The following is a 15,976-nucleotide window of genomic DNA, read 5'->3' on the forward strand; positions in this document are numbered from 1 at the left end:
CATGGTGTCCATCCCCTGCTCTCTGAAGCTCTCTGAGCCCTGTGAGCTCTCTGCTTCTGTTTCTGCTTCTTCTTCGCTTGTCGGTCCGGGCTTCGAAGAATCCGTCCGGCCTTCCGAACACGGGACGAGGCGGGGCCGCCGACTGTGACATCGGGAGGGATGTGACTCGCGTCATGCGGGGGAGTGCACCGTACGGGGCCATGGTGCGGGCGTACGGGGCATCTGCGCGCTCGCTTCCCCGCCCGCGCCGGATCCGGATGCTCCGGACACCGGGATCTCACGGCCGCGGCTGAGGCACCGCGTCGTCGGGCAGGGCTGCCACCACCAGCGCCACCGCGGGGACGGCTTCCCCGCGCTCGTACGCGTCGGCCAGCCTGTGCACGCTCAAGAAGGGCCACTGCCCTACGAGTTCGGCGGAGGGTCGGGCGGGCATGGGGCGAGTCTGGCAGGGGCCGGTTCGGCGGCAACGGGGGGTGCGGCCGAACCGGACGTACGTACCGTACCGGCCGGGTCTGACACCGCACTGACGCACCGCCCACCCCGAGCCGGACCGAGGCCCTGCAACCAAAGCAGTTCAGCGCAGGTGCGCCTCGATGCGGCTGATCGTCCCCGCGTTGTCCTCGAAGAGGTGGCCCAGCATTCCGGTGACCCGGGCCGCCTCCACGTTCACCGCGACGTCGTCGACGAACAGGCACTCCTCGTGTCGTACGCCCAAGGCGTCGCACACCGCGTCGAAGGAGCGGTGATCGGGCTTCTCGATGCCGACCTCGTGCGAGTAGACGACGGTCTCGACCAACTCGTCGAAGCCGTACAGCGCCGTCTCCCGCTCGCGCGCGCCTACGAAGCTGTTGCTCAGGATCCCCAACCGGCAGCGCCCGCGCAGCCCGTGCACGTAAGCGATCAACTCCTCGTTCGGCCTGCCCAGGTACTCCGCCCAGAGGTCGTCCATGAAGGCGTCGACCTGCTCCGTGCCGAATCCCATGCGCTTGGCCAGTTCCTCGCGCACGCCCTTCTCGTCGATCGTGCCGACGCTTCCCGCTTTCCAGACGTCGCGCATGCGCGCGTGGACGGTACCGGGCGGGATCTCCAATTGCTGCTCCCAGCGCGGAATCCAGCCCGTGTCCGGCGTGTATTCCAGCACGCCGCCTATGTCGAGAATGACGCAGTTCGTCGTCATGCTCGTCGTCATGTTCGTGGTCATGTGGTGTCCCCCGTGCGTGTCGCGCCCGTGTCGCGTGTACCTGGTCCTTGTCCCCTTCCGAGCCAGCTTCGACTCTCCGCACGGGAACCGGTCAAGGCGGTGTGGTCAGGTGTGACTGTTCTGTTGCCCCACGTGCACCTGTATGTCACGGATAAATAGAGGACCAAAGTCACCGGGGGTGTGGGTTGCCGCATGTCTCTCACGTCCAACTCCCTGTCCGGGCAGCTGGTTTCTCGAAGGACCTTCGTCCTCGTCTCGCCAGGAAGATCATCGCGATGACCCCGGGGATGATCTTCGTCACCCGGCGGAACGCCAATTCCTCCGCATGTGGCGTGCGATCCTTTCGCCTCGACGCCCCCTGAAGCCACGCACGCTGGATCGCAACGCCGTTGTGCCGCGATCCGAGGAGTAATTCCGATGGAAACCCCCAACCCGAACAACCCGGGCAACCCGAACGCCGCGGATGTGAACCCCGCGAATCCGAATCCCGCGAACCCGAGTCTCACGCATCCGAACGCCGCACGGCCGTCTGCCCCGAACCCGTACGTCTCGGGCCAGGGCGCCCCCGATCCGTACGCTTCGCACCCGTACCCTCCGTCTCCGCACTCCCCGTCTCCGTACGGCTCGCATCCGTACGCTCCGGGCGTGCCGGGGCAGGAGCTGCCGATGCCGGGTCCGGTCAAGACGTCCCGTGTGCTGCTGTACGTCATCGGTGGCCTCAACGTCCTGGGCGGCGTCCTGCTCCTCCTGGCGGGGGCGGCACAGAGCGGTGAACTCCTGGAAGCGGACGGCGAGGGGCTCTCCGCCGCAGGGTTGTACCTGGGCGGGCTGCTTTCCCTGGCCTTGGCGGGCGTGGCCATCGTGCTGGCCGCGCGGTTCCGCAGCGGGAGGCAGGGAGTGCGCATCGGCGCCGCTGTCGTGGGTGGTCTCGTGGCCGCCAACGGTCTGCTCAGTGCGGTCACCGGTTCCGGCGGCCTGAGCGTCGCGGGCATCGCCCTGGGCGGCATCACCCTGGTCAACTGCCTGAAGGGGGAGGCCGCCGGCTACTTCGGCCGGCCGCGCACCGTGCGGTAGGGGCGACGGGGACGACAGGGGCGAGGGTTGGCGGGCTGGAGCGCCTTGCTCTCTTCTGGGAACTCAGTCACCATGAGAGAGTCAGGAGTTGGGTGGCGGGCTCGCGCGTGGGTGTGCGATCCGCGTGGGCGTGGGATCGGGGACGGCCGGATGGGTACGCGACAGGAACTCCAGGGCCTGCCCGAGGACGCCGACCTCAGGAGGGCCGACTCGCTGGCCCGTGAGATCTTCTCGGACGTCGCCAACAAGTGGGCGCTCCTGATCATCGAGGCGCTCGGTGAACGCACCCTTCGCTTCAGCGAGTTGCGCGACCAGGTCGACGGCGTCAGCCACAAGATGCTGACGCAGAACCTGCGCATGCTGGAGCGCAACGGCCTGCTCTACCGCGAGGTGCACCCCACGGTGCCGCCGCGCGTCGAGTACACCCTCACGGAGCCGGGCCGCGCACTGCGGAGCGCGGTCGACGTGATGTGCGACTGGACGCAGCGGTACCTCGGCGACATCGAGGACGCGCGGGGCCGCTTCCGCGCCTCGTGACGGAGGCGCCCGGGGGGCGGGGCCCGGGCGCCCGGGTGCTGTCCCGCCGACGGCAAGGGACGGCGCTACGAGCCGTTCCACAGTGCGTCGACACGCGCGACGACGGCCCTCAACTGCCGTGCGCTGCGCGGGGGAAGGGCCTGGAGCACGGTGTCGAGGAGGGCGCGGGCGTCGTAGGGGTCGCCGCAGCATTCTCGGTAGGGATAGCCGTACTCGTACGCGTGCCACGCCTCCGTGTCGGGACACAGTACGTAGTCCCGCCACTGGCGCAACGACGCGCTGACCTCGCCCGTGGCGAGGTAGTTGCGGCTGCGCTCCAGCCGGTCGATGTCCCGCAGGCTGCTCGGTGACAGCCCGTCGATGACTCGGTTGCGCGGGTGGGCCTGGTGGGAGTGCGCGCCTGGCCCGGTGGTGAGGCCCCGCCGACTACGCGGCATGGGCCTTTCGGTTCGTATGCGTGCTCATGCTCATGTTCGTGTTCCTGCTCATGCGGCACATGCTGACACGGGAGCCGGCCACGCTTCGAACGGTTTTCCCGTGCACCGGGTTTCGTAGTTTCGTACGCGCTGTCGGGGGCGGGCGGGACTCTTCCGCCGCTCGGTGGCAGTCGTTACCGTCACTGCGACGACACTCCTGGCCCGCAGTTCGACGGTCCACGGGTCCGGACTCTCCCTCGGAGGTGCGTGAATGACCTTTCGGCTGGCCGCCTACGCCGTATGCGTGGAGGACGGGCGCGTCCTGCTCGCCCGTCACCTGTCCGACGACGGCGCGAGCAACTGGACCCTGCCCGGCGGCCGGGTCGAGCAGGGTGAGGACCCCTTCGACGCGGTGATCCGGGAGGTCGCGGAGGAGACCGGGTGCAGCGCGGTCGTCGAGCGGCTCCTGGGCGTCGACTCGCGCGTCATTCCCTCGGCCGAGCGGACCGTGCCCGGGCAGCCCGACCACCAGAACGTCGGGGTCTTCTACGGCGTGCGCATCACCGGCGGCGACTTCACGCCCCAACCGGGCGACGCGGTGCTTGAGTCGGTGTGGACCCCGTACGAGGAGGTGGCAGGACTGCGCCGTTCCTCGCTGGTGGATGTCGGCATCGCCCTGGCCCGCGAGCTCCCGCCGACCGGACACGTCGGCCCCGTCGCGGTCGGAGGGCTGGTGCAGCACTGACGCGTGCGGGGGTAGTTCCCCGGCGTTGCCCGGCCCACCCGTCGATTCACGTACCGGTCGGCCCCGCGCGGCCCGGATCTTGTCCGATGCGTACCTCTCGGTCTCGGGCGTGTGCGCCTCGCGGCACGCGGGCCACCCGGACGCCTTCGCGCCCAGCTATCCGTCTCATCCGTCTCATTCGTCGCTGAAGGCGCCGCGCGAAGCCCCTCCTCCCAAGAGCGCCGTAGCCTGCTCCGGTGTGGCCAGGAGGCGGGCGAAGGTGCGGCCGGTGGCGGGGTCGACCGCCTGCGCCTGCGCCGACGCGGGTGACGGGGGCAGCCAGGCGCAGGCGGGCGCACGGGTCCGTCCCGCCGTAGGCCTCGCCCACCGGGTCGTGGATCCTCAGCGCGACGACGAAGACGACATGGACGACATCGGCGACGCCCCCGACACCGGCGACGACGGCGACGACGGAAGCGCGACGTCCCCCGCCGCCCGCTCGTGCCCGGCGTGCCCGCCCCGCCCTGCCAGTCGGCAGCCCAGGCAGTTCGTGTGTCCACCCCGCGCGGCGGTGTCGCGGACCCGCCAGTCCCATTCGGCCGCCGGGCGCGGACCCGACGGCTTGCCCCAGCCCGCCAGGTGCAGGACCCACGTCACGAGGGCGGCCGCCGCCGTCAGGGCCGCGCCCAGGAGGGTTGCCCAGGTCAGGTGCAGGCACATCGCCGCGCCCAGGGTGAGGGAACCGAGCATCGCGAGGGCCGTTCCGGTCCAGCCGGCCAGGGTGTGGCCGAGGTCGACATCGCCGTGGGCGCTCATGGGGGCTCCTGAGGGGGTGGTGAGCAGGCAGGATGAAGGCTCGGGAGAAACCATTTATCTCACGAGCTAAGTAACTTAGATACTAAGGAGTCTTTGCGTGCAGGGCAACAGCCGCCCCCCGGCGACCGCCGGGGAGGCGATCCAGCGCATGGACGCGTACGTGGCCCTCGGCCTGATCGGGCAGCAGGAGGTGGCGCAGGCGCTCGGCCTCAACGTCACCGACCTCACCTGCCTGGGCCACGTCCTGGGCGCCGGTGCCACCCCCCTCGCCGCGGGCGACCTGGCCGAGCGCGCCAACCTGACGACCGGCGCGGTCACCGGCGTGCTCAACCGACTGGAGAAGGCGGGCTACGCCCACCGCGTCCCGGACCCCGGCGACCGCAGGCGCGTCCGCGTCGTCGCCGATCCGGACGCGGCGGTGCGCGTGGTCGAGATCTACCAGCCGTTCTACGCCCGGCTCGAGGAGATCTTCGCCGGGTACAGCCCGGAGGAGACGGCGGTGATCTCGGACTGGTTCACTCGCGCGGCGGGGGCGGCGCGTGATCACCTGGACGCGCTGCGGGGGCGCAAGGAGTAGCACTGGGAAGCGGTGCCGAGCGTTCCGCGTGAGCGTGGGTCATTCCACCAGCCCGTTCCAGGCGGGAGGGTTTCCGCAGGTCAGGGGCGTTGAAACGTTCCAGCGTCCCTGATCGGCCGGGTGTGCTGGCCGTGGCGGCCGGTGGTGATCCAGAGTCTGTGGTGTCCGGTCCGACGGGCCGCCCAACGATCAGCCGATCAGGGCGCCCGGGCCGGGAGAGGCGTACCGAACATCACGTACGACCTCCGCACACTGCTCATCCGCAATCCGCGATCCGCTCACCGCTCCCGGGGGTTTCCCATGCGTACGTCCCGCACCCGTTCCACCGTCCTCGCCGCCGCCACCGCCGTCCTCGCCCTGGGCCTCACCGCCTGCGGCGGCACCGGTACGGCGGGAGGCGAGGGTGCTCCCAAGCCCGCCGCCGGCGACACCGCGACCGCGGGCGGCGGCACCGCCTCCGGCGCCGGAACGTCTGCCTCCGGTACGTCCGCCACCGGTGGCTCGGCCGACGCCGCCTCCGCCTCGCGGACGGGCCAGGGCCAGTCGCAGGGCAAGCAGGCGGCCGGTCAGAGCGGCAAGAGCGGCCAGGGCACGGCAGGCAAGGGAACGGACGGTGGCGCGGCCGCTCCCGCCGCCTGCGGCGCCGCCGACCTGCGCGTCACGGCCGAGAAGCAGGACGGCGTGCCCACCACGCACATCGTCCTCACCGCCAAGAACGTCTCCGGGCGCTCCTGCACGCTGCTCCAGTACCCGCTGATCGCGTTCGGCGAGATCCAGACCGCCAAGGACGTCCCGTCCGTGGCCAAGAGCCGCCCGCACACCCCGGTGGTCCTCAGGCCGGGCGCCCCCGCCTACGCGGCGGTGCGCATCAACCAGGGTGGTGTGCACGAGGACAACCGCGTCGTGAAGACCTTCTACGTGAACGTCTTCGCCGCGGACGGCCCCGCGGAGGGCAGCAAGTCGGTCACGATCGGGGGCGGCGGCATCGCGGTGGACGACGCCGCGGCCAAGACGGGCTTCTGGACGGAGGAGCTGCGCAACGGCGCGGACGACTTCTGATCGGACGGCCGGGGACGTACGTGGCGTACGGACGGACGCCGGATACGTCACCGGCGTCCGTACCCGTCGTACGTACGCCGAATACGGACGCCGCGTACGTACGCCGGTGACGGACGCCGCGTTCGTACGACGGGTACCGACGCCGGTGACGGGCGCCGCCAATCCGACCGCCTGATCCAGCCGAATCTGCGCGCGCCCCACCCGTGCGCCACGCCCCCCACGAGCGCTCATGCCCCGCCGCGCCACGCTTTCCCGCCACCGTGTGCGGGGACCAGCGCGCCCCGTGGACACGAGTCATCCCGCCGTTGTTGTCTGTGGCTGCTCCTCAGGGGTGGGGCGATCGGGGACCAGAGTGGGGGTTACGGATGACCAGAGCGGGACGTCCGCAGGGAGCTCCGCGGGGTCGGTCGGAGGCGGCCAACGACCTGGCACTGCTCCTGCGCAGAGTCACCGAGGGCCTCACCCTCAGGGACCTCTCCGAACGCTACGGCGGGGGCAAGTCCGTCTGGGGCGACTACCGCTCGGGCGTCCGCGTCATCCCGCTGGGCCGCCTCAACACCGTCATCAGGGACCGGGTGCGCGACGCCCGCACCCGGCAGTCGGCACTGGCCGAGGCCCGCCGCCTGCACGCGGAGGCCCTCACCGCGGAAGCGGCCAGCACTCCGCCGCCCGCACTGGACGAGGCGCTGCGCCAGGCCCAGGCCGACCTCGCCGAGTCGGGGCGGCTCGTCGAGGCCCTGCTGGCGATGGTGACCCTGCTGAAGGAGCAGTCCCAGGCCCCTTCCCCGGCCGAGCCCCCGGCCCGAGCCCCCGACCCCGGTACCCGGGAGCAGTTGGACGAGGTCCTCGACCAGCTGGCCGCCGCCCGTGACACGGAGGAGGCCGCGCGCGACGCCGTGACGGACGTACGCGACCAGTACGCCACCCCGGACGCGCCTCGGCTCCCGGTGCTCCTCGAGGTCGCCGACCCGGCCCTCGCCCTGGCCCTGGCCCGTGTCCACCACGTCCTGGAGCACCAGCGCGAGGACGCCCACTGGCTGCGGGAGCGGTTACGCACCGGTCAGGTGGTGGCCGATCCGGTCGTCGAGGGCGTGGTCCTCCAGCGGCTCGACACCGCCCCCGAGGTCCGGCCCCGGTACCTGCCCGCCGCGCTCCCCGCGAGCCCGTCGCCCGCGCGTCGCCTCACCACGGCGGCGGTCGTCGTCCTGGGCGTGCTGCTGACCCTCGCCGTGGTCGCGGCGGCGACCCTCGCGGGCGTCGTGGTCGGACGGCTCTCCGACGCGGCCTCCGACGTCACGCACGAGGAGGCCGCCCCGCGCCGGGCGCCCTGGCCGGTGCGGCCCTATTCGACCGGGTCCCCGAGCGCGTCGCCCTCCGGCTCCGCGAGCCCCGTACCCGTACCACTGTCGTCGAGTTCGCCGTCGCGACGGACCCCGGGCGCTCCGCCCGTCCTCGCCCCCACCCCTTCCACGGGTCCGTCCGCGCGGCCCCCGGCCGCGCCCGTCGACCCGGGCTCGGCCATCGCGTACGCGATCACCCCCGACCGCCGGAACATCCTGCGGTGGACGGCGCGGGACGGCGCCTGGCGGGCGATCGGCCCGTCGGCGGACCAGATCTTCGTCGGAACCGCCGGGCTGTTCATGACCGATCCGAACGACGGCCGTGTCTTCCGTTACGACGAGCCCTCCAGCTCCTGGCACCAGATCGGGGCCCCCGGCGAGCAGTTCATCACCGCGGGGGACGGCCTGTTCGCGATCACCGAGCGGCGGGATGCCGTGATGCGGTGGACCGGTCTGGGGGCGGAGTGGGTACGCGTGGGCGGAGCGGCCGGCCGGTTGTACGCGGGGGGCGCGGGCCTGTTCGCGGTCAGCCCGGAGACCGGGAACCTCGCCCGGTACACCGGCACCGGCGACTACTGGGTCGACGCGGGAGGCCCCGGCGCGGACTTCGCGGTCGGCCCCGACTACGTGGCCCGGCTCTCCCCGGACGGCAAGGAGATCTGGCAGGCCAACGGCAAGGGCGCCCGCTGGCGGCGCATCGGCGGCCCCGCCCGCGCCCTGCACGCGGGCGGCGCGGGGCTCTTCGCCGTCGACGCCGCGGGCGGCCGGATCCTCAAGTACGCCGGGATCCCTGGCGTGTGGACGCCGATCGGCGAGGCCGGTGTCGGCCTCGCCGTGGGCGCCCGCTCGGTCTACCGGATCGCCGCCGACGGCCTGACCGTCTCCCGCTGGACGGGCAACGGTACGGAGTGGAAGCCCCTGGGCGGATCGGCGAGCGCGATCGTCGCGACGGGCTGAGGGTGGGGCACCCGCGCACGCCCGGTGCCCCCTCCAACTCAGCGCCTCACGTCGCGAACGTGGTCACCGGCTCCACCCCGTACGTGCGGGCGTAGCCGTTCTCCGTGCCCACCAGCAGGTCCACCACCTCGAAGTAGTGGTCCCAGAAGGGGGTTTCGCGCAGTGCGTCGATCAGGATCCGATACGCGTCGTGGTCGTCCGCCTCCCAGACCCAGACGTCGGTGACCCGCGCCGAGTAGAACTCGGTGTCGTAGAAGCGGGACCGGACGCCGTGGGTGCGCGCTTCGATCACCGGGGCGACGTAATGGTGAAGGCGTGGACGCGCTCGGCCACGCTCATCGCCAGCCACGCGGGCGTGGTCTTGACCAGCATGAAGGCGGTGACCGGCGGCTCGGCCCGGTCGGCCGTCGTCGACGGGTTGGCGTGGTGAGTGCGGTCGGTGTGGTCGGTGTGGTCGGTGTGGTGGGTGTCGTGGGTGTCGTGGGTACGGTCAGTCGGCATCGACGGTCTCCAGGGCGGCCGGGGCGGTCGGGGCAGTCTGCACGTCCGGTGCGCCGAGCACCGCGGGCTTCAGCGTCTCCGCGCACCACCGCGCGAAGGTGGTGGCCGGGGTCGGGCCGGTGTGCGGCGGACGGGTGGCGCCCGTGTCCAGGCTCTCGTCCTTGGCGCGCTTCATGTCGACCATGGCCTCCACGAAGGCCGCGTCGAGGCCGAACCCCAGCATCGTGGACCGCAGTTCGTCCAGCGGCTGCCGCCGGTAGCGGACCGGGCGGCCCAGCTCCTCGGACATGATCCGGGCCAGGTCGTCGGGGGAGAGGTCCTGCGGACCCAGGACCGGCACGCTGTCCACGCCGGTCCAGGAGCGGTCGAGCAGCAGCCCGGCCGCGGTCGCCGCGATGTCGGCGACCGCCACCATCGGCGCGCGGTGGTCGGCGGCTGCCGTGTCGGTGAAGACGCCGTCCTCGCGGATCGAGCCGGCCTCCTCCAGCAGGTTCTCGAAGAACGACGGGTTGGCCAGGGCGCGGTAGGCCACGCCCGAGCCCGCGATCAGGTCGTCCATGGCGAGGGAGGCGGTGACCAGTCCGGCCCGCGCGGCCTGCGGGGTGCCGCGGCCGAGGGCGGAGACGCCGACGACCCGGCCGACGCCGTGCTCGGCGAACGCCCGGGCGGCCGGGCGGGTGAAGCCGCTGTACGCCTCCTCGGGCGTGGTCGACGCGTCGGGCGGCACCAGCCAGAACACGGCGTCGGCTCCGGCGAAGGCGCGCCCCACGGTGGCGGCGTCGCCGTGCGAGCCGGTGACCACCTCGACCCGTCCGCGCACGTCCGCGGGGAGCCGGGCGGGGTCGCGGACCACGACGCGCAGCTGCTCTCCGTGCGCGGGCGTGGCGTCGAGCAGCAGCGGGAGCAGTTGGCGGCCGATGTTCCCGGTGGGGGCGGTGATGACGATCATGGAAAACCTCAAGGGTGGGTGGAAAGGGGTGGGTGGAAAGGGGTGGGTGGAGAGGATTGATGGGGGAGGTCCGTCAGGAGGTCCCCCGGAAGTGCGCCGAAGCGGGTGCGGCGCCCCCTCATCGTGCGGACGCCATCGCCCTTGCCACAATGGGAACTTCAGCAATGGGTCATTGCCCAGAACGGAACGATGCTGGTGAGTGGCCCCGTATCCCACCTCGACGCCAATCTCGCCGTCGCCCTCGACGCCCTGCTGACCGAGCAGAGCGTCACCCGCGCCGCCGCGCGGCTGCGGACCTCCCCCGCCGCGATGAGCCGCACGCTGGCCCGGCTGCGCCGCGTCCTGCAGGACCCGCTCCTTGTCCGGGCCGGGCAGGCGATGGTGCCCACGCCCCGCGCCGAGGCGCTGCGGGACGAGGCCGCCGCGGTGGTACGGAGCCTGGAGGCGCTGCTCACGCCGAGCGGCGAGGTCGACCCCGCCGTGCTGCGCCGCACCTTCACCGTGCAGGCCGCCGACCTGGTCGGCGCGGCGCTGGCCCCGGGGCTGCTGGGGCGGGCGCGCCGTGACGCCCCGGGCGTCTCGCTGCGCGTCCTGGCCGAGGAGTGGGAGGCGGGCCCAGCGCTGCGTGACGGCCGGGTCGACCTGGAGGTCGGCGCGATCGACCACGTCGACCCGGAGACGCGGGTCGAGGACCTGGTCACGCTGCGCATGGCGGCGGGTGTCAGGGCCGGTCACCCACTGGCTGAGGGGACACTGACGCCCGCCCGGCTGGCCGCGGCCGAGCACGTGGCGGTCAGCCGTCGCGGGCGCTTCACCGGCCCGCTGGACGCGGCGCTGGCCGACCGGGGGCTGGAGCGGCGGGTCACCGCCGTGCTGCCGGGGCACCTGGCGGCGATGGCGCTCGCCGCTGCCGACGACGTGGTGTGCCTGGTGCCCACCGCACTGCCGGGTGGGCCGTCCTCACCGCTCACCGAGGCGGCGCACGCACTGGGCCTGCGCCTGCTGGAGATCCCGCTGCCGCTGCCGCCCGTGAGCATCGGCATGGCCTGGCACCCCCGGCACACCGCCGACGGCGCCCACCAGTGGCTGCGCGGCGCGGTGCGCCAGGTGCTGCGCCCCGCGGCGGGGTAGCGGCCGCCCATCGGTACCCCCGTCCGGCAGCCCCACCGGCGTACCTGCCCAGCCACCCCACCAGCGTTCCCCGCTCAGCCACCCCACAGGCGTGCCGCGCTCAGCTGTCGCTCAGCCGTTCTCCCCGGCCCGCACCAGACCGCTCTCGTACGCGAACACGATCGCCTGGGCCCGGTCCCGCGCCCCGATCTTGTCAAGGACCCGGGACACGTGCGTCTTCACGGTCTGTTCGGCGAGGAACAGCTCCTGCGCGATCTCGGCGTTGGACCGGCCGCGCGCGACCTGCACCAGGACCTCGGTCTCGCGGGGCGTGAGGCCGGCCAGGCGCTGTGGCGCGTGCGGGGCCACCGGGCGGCTGCGTACGAACCCCTCGATCAGGCGCCGGGTGACCCGCGGCGAGAGCAGCGCCTCGCCCGCCGCGACCACCCGGACCGCCTGGATCAGGTCGGCGGGCGGCGCGTCCTTGAGCAGGAACCCGCTGGCTCCGGCGGCCAGCGCGTCGTACACGTAGTCGTCGACGTCGAAGGTGGTGAGCATCAGCACCCGGGGTCGGTATTCCGCGCCCGCCCCGCCCGCCCCGCCCGCCCCACCCGGCTCGCCCGATCCGCCCAGCCCGCCCGATCCACCCGGCCCACCCGCCCCGGACGGGCGGCCCATCAGGCGCCGGGTCGCCTCCAGGCCGTCCATGACCGGCATCCGTACGTCCATCAGGACCACGTCCGGCCGGTGCTCCGCGCACAGGGCCAGTCCCTCCGCGCCGTCACCGGCCTCGGCCAGGACGGAGATGTCCGGCTGTCCGTTCAGGAGTGCGGCGAAGCCCGCGCGGATCATGGCCTGGTCGTCGACGACGAGTACGGAGACGGTCACGGGGTTCCTGACGGTGTGCCGGGCGGGGACGGTTGAGGCAAGGGCAGTACGGCGGCCATCCGGAAGCCGCCGCCGGGCAGTGGTGCGGCACTGAACTCCCCTTCGAGCATGGCGACGCGCTCCCGCATCCCGAGCAGGCCGTGCCCGCCGCCCCGCGTCTCCACGGCCGGACGGGCGCCCCGGGCCGGGGAGTTGACGACGCTGACGCGCAGGGCGCCGCCCGACCGCGTCACCTCCACGTCCGCCTCGGCGCCGGGCGCGTGGCGGACCACGTTGCTCAGGGCCTCCTGGACCAGTCGGTACGCCGACAGGGCCACGGCGGCGGGCAGTTCACCCCCGCGCGAGGGGTCCGACAGGCCGGGGTCCAGGGTCAGCCGGGCCGCGATCCCCGCGCGGCGCGTCGTCTCGATCAGCTCGGGCAGCCCGGACAGGTCCGGCTGCGGGGCGTGCTCGCCGTCGGGCGCGTCCTCGCTGCGCAGCACGTGGAGCAGGCGCCGCATCTCCGCGAGCGACGTGCGGGCCTCGCCGGCGATCGCCGCGAACTCCTCGGCGGCGCCCGGCGACACGTCCGCGACGCGGTAGGGCGCGCTGTCGGCCTGCACCGTGATCACGGACATGTGGTGGGCGACCACGTCGTGCAACTCCCGTGCGATGCGGGCCCGTTCGGCCAGCAGGGAGGCCCTTGCCTCCTCGGCCGCGCCGCGCTCCTCGGCGACGGCGAGCCTGGCCCGTACGTCGACGCGGTCGCGCAGCGCGTTCACGGTGACCGCAGTGACCGCGAGGATCACGCTCGGGGCGAGCAGCGCGAGCCAGCCGCCGTGGGAGGGGAGAACGGCGGTGAACACCGCGCCCACGAGCAGGACTTCACCCCACAGTGCGGCGACCGCACGGCGCGGGGCGCGCAGTCCGACGACGCCGAGCGTGACGGTCAGGGTGAGCACCGAGGTCACGGCCCAGGGCCAGGGCTCGGCCGGGGAGACGGGCCGGGTGAGCGCGGCGGTCAGGGCGACCGCCGCGAGCTCGGTCCACCAGGCGGTCCGGGGGCGGCTGAGCGCCAGCACGAGGGGCACGGCGCGGGCGACGGTCAGCGCCAGGGCGACCCCGGGGTCGAGGGCGTAGTGCTGGATGAGGTCCAGGGTGCCGGCGAAGAAGGCCACCAGGGCGAGCACCCAGGCGCCCGCGACGACGGTCCGGCTGCCGCGCCGCCCGCCCGGGAAGGGGACCGACCGCGTGGCCAGGTCTTCCCACAGGGCCGCGCGCAGGACGGTCGGAAGGGCGCGGATCCTGGGGGTGGTCCGGCGGGCGGGTGCATCGGGCTTCATCGTCGGCCATCGTACGACCTGCGACGATGCGGGACCGTGCCGGTCGCCGGTCATGATGCCCGCGCCCCTGGCCCCGGTCACAGCTGGTGGGTCCAGGCGTTGACCAGGAGCGCCCCGCCGAGCAGCGACAGGATGGTGGCCACCACCGGCCAGGCGCCGACGCGACGGCCCCACATCCCGCCCGCGAGCCGGGCGTGCAGCCGGTCGAGCAGCCACAGAAGACCGAGCCCGACGGCCGCCGTGAGCAGGCCGACGCCGAAGTGCGCGAGCCACGCGCCGCCGGTCGTGGGGCCGCCCCACGCGGTGGTGTACGGGCCGGGCTGGACCAGCGGGTAGAAGACCCCGCGCAGCACGAACAGCAGCTCCATGCCGATCGGGATCAGCGTGAGGAGTCCGAGCGGTACGGCGAGCAGCCCGTGCCCCAACAGTCGTACGGCACCGGGCCGGTGGCCGTTCGCGGTGCCCTGCGCGGAGAGCCGTCCCCACCAGCGGCGCGCCGCCTCCGGCCGTCCGACCGCGACCGCGGCGACCGCGGCCAGGGAGACCGGCAGGAGCGCGGCACCCGCACCCACGCGCCGTACGAACGGCGTCCGCAGGAGCGCGGCCGCACCCTTGCCGGCACCGGCACCGCTGTCGCTGCCGCTGCTGTGACCCGAAGCGATGACTGCCATGACCTGCTCCTCACGCTCTGGCCGGAGGTGTGTTCCGCCGACACAGGAAAGCTATGCGTGAGCACCCGTCGCGCACGTCACTCCACGGCGCCAGAACCGACCCCCTACGTGAGTAGGGGGTCGGCGTGTGCGGGGACCCTCAGGTCAGGGCCGGCAGCCCCAGGGCCGGGGCCTGGGCGGACACCGGTGCCAGGAGCTCGCCCACCAGGTCGGCGACGCGCAGGGCCTGCGCGGGGTTGAGGCGGGGGTCGCAGGAGGAGCGGTACGCGGTCGCCAGGTAGGCGTCGTCCGGGTGGTCGGCGACGCACTCGGTGACGTCGTCGCCCGACACCTCCAGGTGGACGCCGCCGGGCTCGGTGCCGGTGTCGCGGCAGGCCGCGAAGAACGCCCGCAGCTCCTCCTCCACGTGGGCCAGCGAGCGCGTCTTGACGCCCGCCGGGCTGGTCACCGTGTTGCCGTGCATCGGGTCGCTGACGAAGCGGTCGGCCAGCCCCTGCCGCGCCGCGGCCGCCATCAGCACGTGTCCGCGCTCGTACGCCCGCTCCCGGCCCATGCGCAGGACGAAGGTGAGCCGGCCCGGGGCGTTGTCCGGGTTCAGCACGCCGTGCAGCGCCAGGAGTTCGTCCGGGGTGCAGGACGGGCCGACCTTGACCGCGACCGGGTTGTGGATCCCGGCGGCGAACGCGATGTGCGGGCCGTCCAGCGCGCGGGTGCGCTCGCCGATCCACAGCAGGTGCCCCGACAGGGCGTAGTCGCGCCCGTCGGCGCTGCTGCGCCGGGTCTGCGGCCGCTCGTAGTCGAGCAGCAGCGCCTCGTGGGAGGCGAAGACGCCCGAACCGGCCATGAACGAGAGGGTCTTGCTGGACTCCTGGTAGGCGCGCAGCAGGTTGCCCGGGTCGAAGGCGCGCTCCCGGACCGAGAACCCGGTCGCGTTGACCGCGTCGCCGAGGTAGGAGGGCAGGGCCAGTTCGCCGCGCCGCTCCACGGGCGCCGAGCGCGGCTTGGCGTACTGGCCCGCGATGCGGCCCACGGTGACCACGCGGTGGCCCGAGGCCGCGGTGACGCGGTCGGACATGGCGCGGAAGAGCGCCACCCGGCGCGCCACCGAGCTGGGCGTGTTGTCGCGGAACGTCTCCGCGCAGTCGCCCGCCTGGAGCAGGAAGCCGGGCCCGGCGAGCCGGGCGCGCAGGTCGCGGCAGTCGGCGTCGGAGACCAGCGGGTCCACCCCGGCGAGCACGGCGCGCACCCGCTCGACGCCCGCACCGGCGGGCCAGTCCGGCTGGTGGTGGGTGACCGATGCCGCCGCGGGCCGCTGCTCGCCGGTCGGTACCAGCGCGGGGCTGAACACCTCGTGGACCAGGACGCGCACGCCGTTGGAGAACTCGATCTCGTAGGCGCGCCCGGGCGAGCCCGCGGGCAGCAGGCCGAAGCGGCGGGTGGTCAGTCCGGCGCCGAGGATCCGGCGGCGCTCGTACAGGCCGAGGCGTCGGGTGTGCAGGCCGAAGGGGATCCGGCCGGGCGGGATGAGCCCGGCGCGGTCGGCGCCGCGGAAGGTGATGGCGTTCTCGCTGACCAGCGCCCCGGAGGGGTCGCGCAACCGGGAGCGCCGCACGGCGAGTTCACCGTCCGGGACGGCGCCGAACACCGCGTCGAGGTGGTCCGAGGCGGGCAGCGGACCCTCGTAGGGGCCCGGCAGCACCTCCGCCGAGAGGTCGGCGCCCACCAGCGACTGCAGGAGCACGGTCGTCGAGCCCTCGTTGCGCAGCATCAGGCGCGTCGCGGACGGCAGGGCGGGGGGCGTCGAGAAGTCGGGATACGCGTCCATGGGAAACCT

16 protein-coding genes and 1 pseudogene are annotated in these 15,976 nt (G+C 73.4%); 7 read left to right on the top strand and 10 right to left on the bottom strand.

What is annotated here, in order from left to right; translation table 11 throughout:
* Nucleotides 1-277: 277 nt before the first annotated feature.
* On the bottom strand, nt 278-433 hold the full coding sequence (locus tag ABT160_RS27080; protein ID WP_351650423.1) for a hypothetical protein: 156 nt from the start codon (nt 431-433) through the stop codon (nt 278-280).
* A gap of 141 nt (nt 434-574) precedes the next feature.
* A complete protein-coding gene (locus tag ABT160_RS27085; RefSeq protein ID WP_351650475.1) occupies nt 575-1,177 on the bottom strand; it encodes an HAD-IA family hydrolase in 603 nt (200 codons plus the stop codon).
* A 669-nt stretch (nt 1,178-1,846) separates the two neighbouring features.
* On the opposite strand from ABT160_RS27085, the gene ABT160_RS27090 reads away from it, so the two are divergent.
* Together ABT160_RS27090 and ABT160_RS27095 are read left to right on the top strand one after the other, a co-directional pair.
* The gene (locus ABT160_RS27090; RefSeq protein WP_351650424.1) at nt 1,847-2,275 is read left to right on the top strand and encodes a hypothetical protein; all 429 of its coding nucleotides are present in this window, start codon (nt 1,847-1,849) and stop codon (nt 2,273-2,275) included.
* 150 nt (nt 2,276-2,425) lie between these two features.
* A complete protein-coding gene (locus tag ABT160_RS27095) occupies nt 2,426-2,812 on the top strand; it encodes a winged helix-turn-helix transcriptional regulator (protein WP_351650425.1) in 387 nt (128 codons plus the stop codon).
* A 65-nt stretch (nt 2,813-2,877) separates the two neighbouring features.
* On the opposite strand, the gene ABT160_RS27100 is transcribed toward ABT160_RS27095, so the two are convergent.
* Entirely contained in the window at nt 2,878-3,249 is a 372-nt protein-coding gene (locus ABT160_RS27100) for a hypothetical protein (RefSeq protein WP_351650426.1), read from the bottom strand.
* Between the two features lie 250 nt (nt 3,250-3,499).
* On the opposite strand from ABT160_RS27100, the gene ABT160_RS27105 reads away from it, so the two are divergent.
* Nucleotides 3,500-3,973: an NUDIX hydrolase gene (locus tag ABT160_RS27105; protein WP_351650427.1), complete on the top strand. Its 474-nt coding sequence runs from the start codon at nt 3,500-3,502 to the stop codon at nt 3,971-3,973.
* A gap of 381 nt (nt 3,974-4,354) precedes the next feature.
* Here ABT160_RS27105 and ABT160_RS27110 read toward each other — a convergent pair whose 3' ends face one another.
* Nucleotides 4,355-4,768, bottom strand: a complete 414-nt coding sequence (locus ABT160_RS27110) for an HGxxPAAW family protein (protein ID WP_351650428.1) — start codon at nt 4,766-4,768, stop codon at nt 4,355-4,357.
* A 97-nt stretch (nt 4,769-4,865) separates the two neighbouring features.
* On the opposite strand from ABT160_RS27110, the gene ABT160_RS27115 reads away from it, so the two are divergent.
* The 3 genes from ABT160_RS27115 to ABT160_RS27125 all read left to right on the top strand — a co-directional run bounded on the left by ABT160_RS27115 (nt 4,866) and on the right by ABT160_RS27125 (nt 8,701).
* Nucleotides 4,866-5,345 carry a MarR family transcriptional regulator gene (locus tag ABT160_RS27115; RefSeq protein WP_351650429.1) on the top strand — a complete coding sequence of 160 codons (480 nt, stop codon included), beginning with the start codon at nt 4,866-4,868 and terminating at the stop codon, nt 5,343-5,345.
* A gap of 300 nt (nt 5,346-5,645) precedes the next feature.
* Nucleotides 5,646-6,404: a DUF4232 domain-containing protein gene (locus ABT160_RS27120; RefSeq protein ID WP_351650430.1), complete on the top strand. Its 759-nt coding sequence runs from the start codon at nt 5,646-5,648 to the stop codon at nt 6,402-6,404.
* A gap of 365 nt (nt 6,405-6,769) precedes the next feature.
* Nucleotides 6,770-8,701 (top strand): hypothetical protein, encoded by a 1,932-nt coding sequence (locus tag ABT160_RS27125; protein WP_351650431.1) that lies wholly within the window; start codon nt 6,770-6,772, stop codon nt 8,699-8,701.
* 46 nt (nt 8,702-8,747) lie between these two features.
* On the opposite strand, the pseudogene ABT160_RS27130 reads toward ABT160_RS27125, so the two are convergent.
* Nucleotides 8,748-9,073 (bottom strand): annotated as a pseudogene (locus tag ABT160_RS27130) (darcynin family protein).
* Nucleotides 9,074-9,191: 118 nt separating this feature from the next.
* Nucleotides 9,192-10,151, bottom strand: a complete 960-nt coding sequence (locus ABT160_RS27135) for an NAD(P)H-binding protein (protein ID WP_351650432.1) — start codon at nt 10,149-10,151, stop codon at nt 9,192-9,194.
* Between the two features lie 189 nt (nt 10,152-10,340).
* Here ABT160_RS27135 and ABT160_RS27140 point away from each other — a divergent pair, with 189 nt between their 5' ends.
* Nucleotides 10,341-11,282 carry a LysR family transcriptional regulator gene (locus ABT160_RS27140; protein WP_351650433.1) on the top strand — a complete coding sequence of 314 codons (942 nt, stop codon included), beginning with the start codon at nt 10,341-10,343 and terminating at the stop codon, nt 11,280-11,282.
* 111 nt (nt 11,283-11,393) lie between these two features.
* Here ABT160_RS27140 and ABT160_RS27145 read toward each other — a convergent pair whose 3' ends face one another.
* From ABT160_RS27145 to ABT160_RS27160, 4 genes are all read right to left on the bottom strand, one after another.
* Nucleotides 11,394-12,149, bottom strand: coding sequence for a response regulator (locus tag ABT160_RS27145; protein ID WP_351650434.1), 756 nt, complete (start codon nt 12,147-12,149; stop codon nt 11,394-11,396).
* Entirely contained in the window at nt 12,146-13,471 is a 1,326-nt protein-coding gene (locus ABT160_RS27150) for a sensor histidine kinase (protein WP_351650435.1), read from the bottom strand. Before ABT160_RS27150 ends, ABT160_RS27145 begins: the two co-directional genes overlap by 4 nt.
* A gap of 77 nt (nt 13,472-13,548) precedes the next feature.
* Nucleotides 13,549-14,142 carry a hypothetical protein gene (locus tag ABT160_RS27155; protein ID WP_351650436.1) on the bottom strand — a complete coding sequence of 198 codons (594 nt, stop codon included), beginning with the start codon at nt 14,140-14,142 and terminating at the stop codon, nt 13,549-13,551.
* 139 nt (nt 14,143-14,281) lie between these two features.
* Nucleotides 14,282-15,967 carry a 3-deoxy-7-phosphoheptulonate synthase gene (locus ABT160_RS27160; protein WP_351650437.1) on the bottom strand — a complete coding sequence of 562 codons (1,686 nt, stop codon included), beginning with the start codon at nt 15,965-15,967 and terminating at the stop codon, nt 14,282-14,284.
* Nucleotides 15,968-15,976: the final 9 nt, after the last annotated feature.

The sequence above is a fragment of the Streptomyces sp. NPDC001941 genome, from assembly GCF_040296945.1.
Lineage (GTDB): Bacteria > Actinomycetota > Actinomycetes > Streptomycetales > Streptomycetaceae > Streptomyces.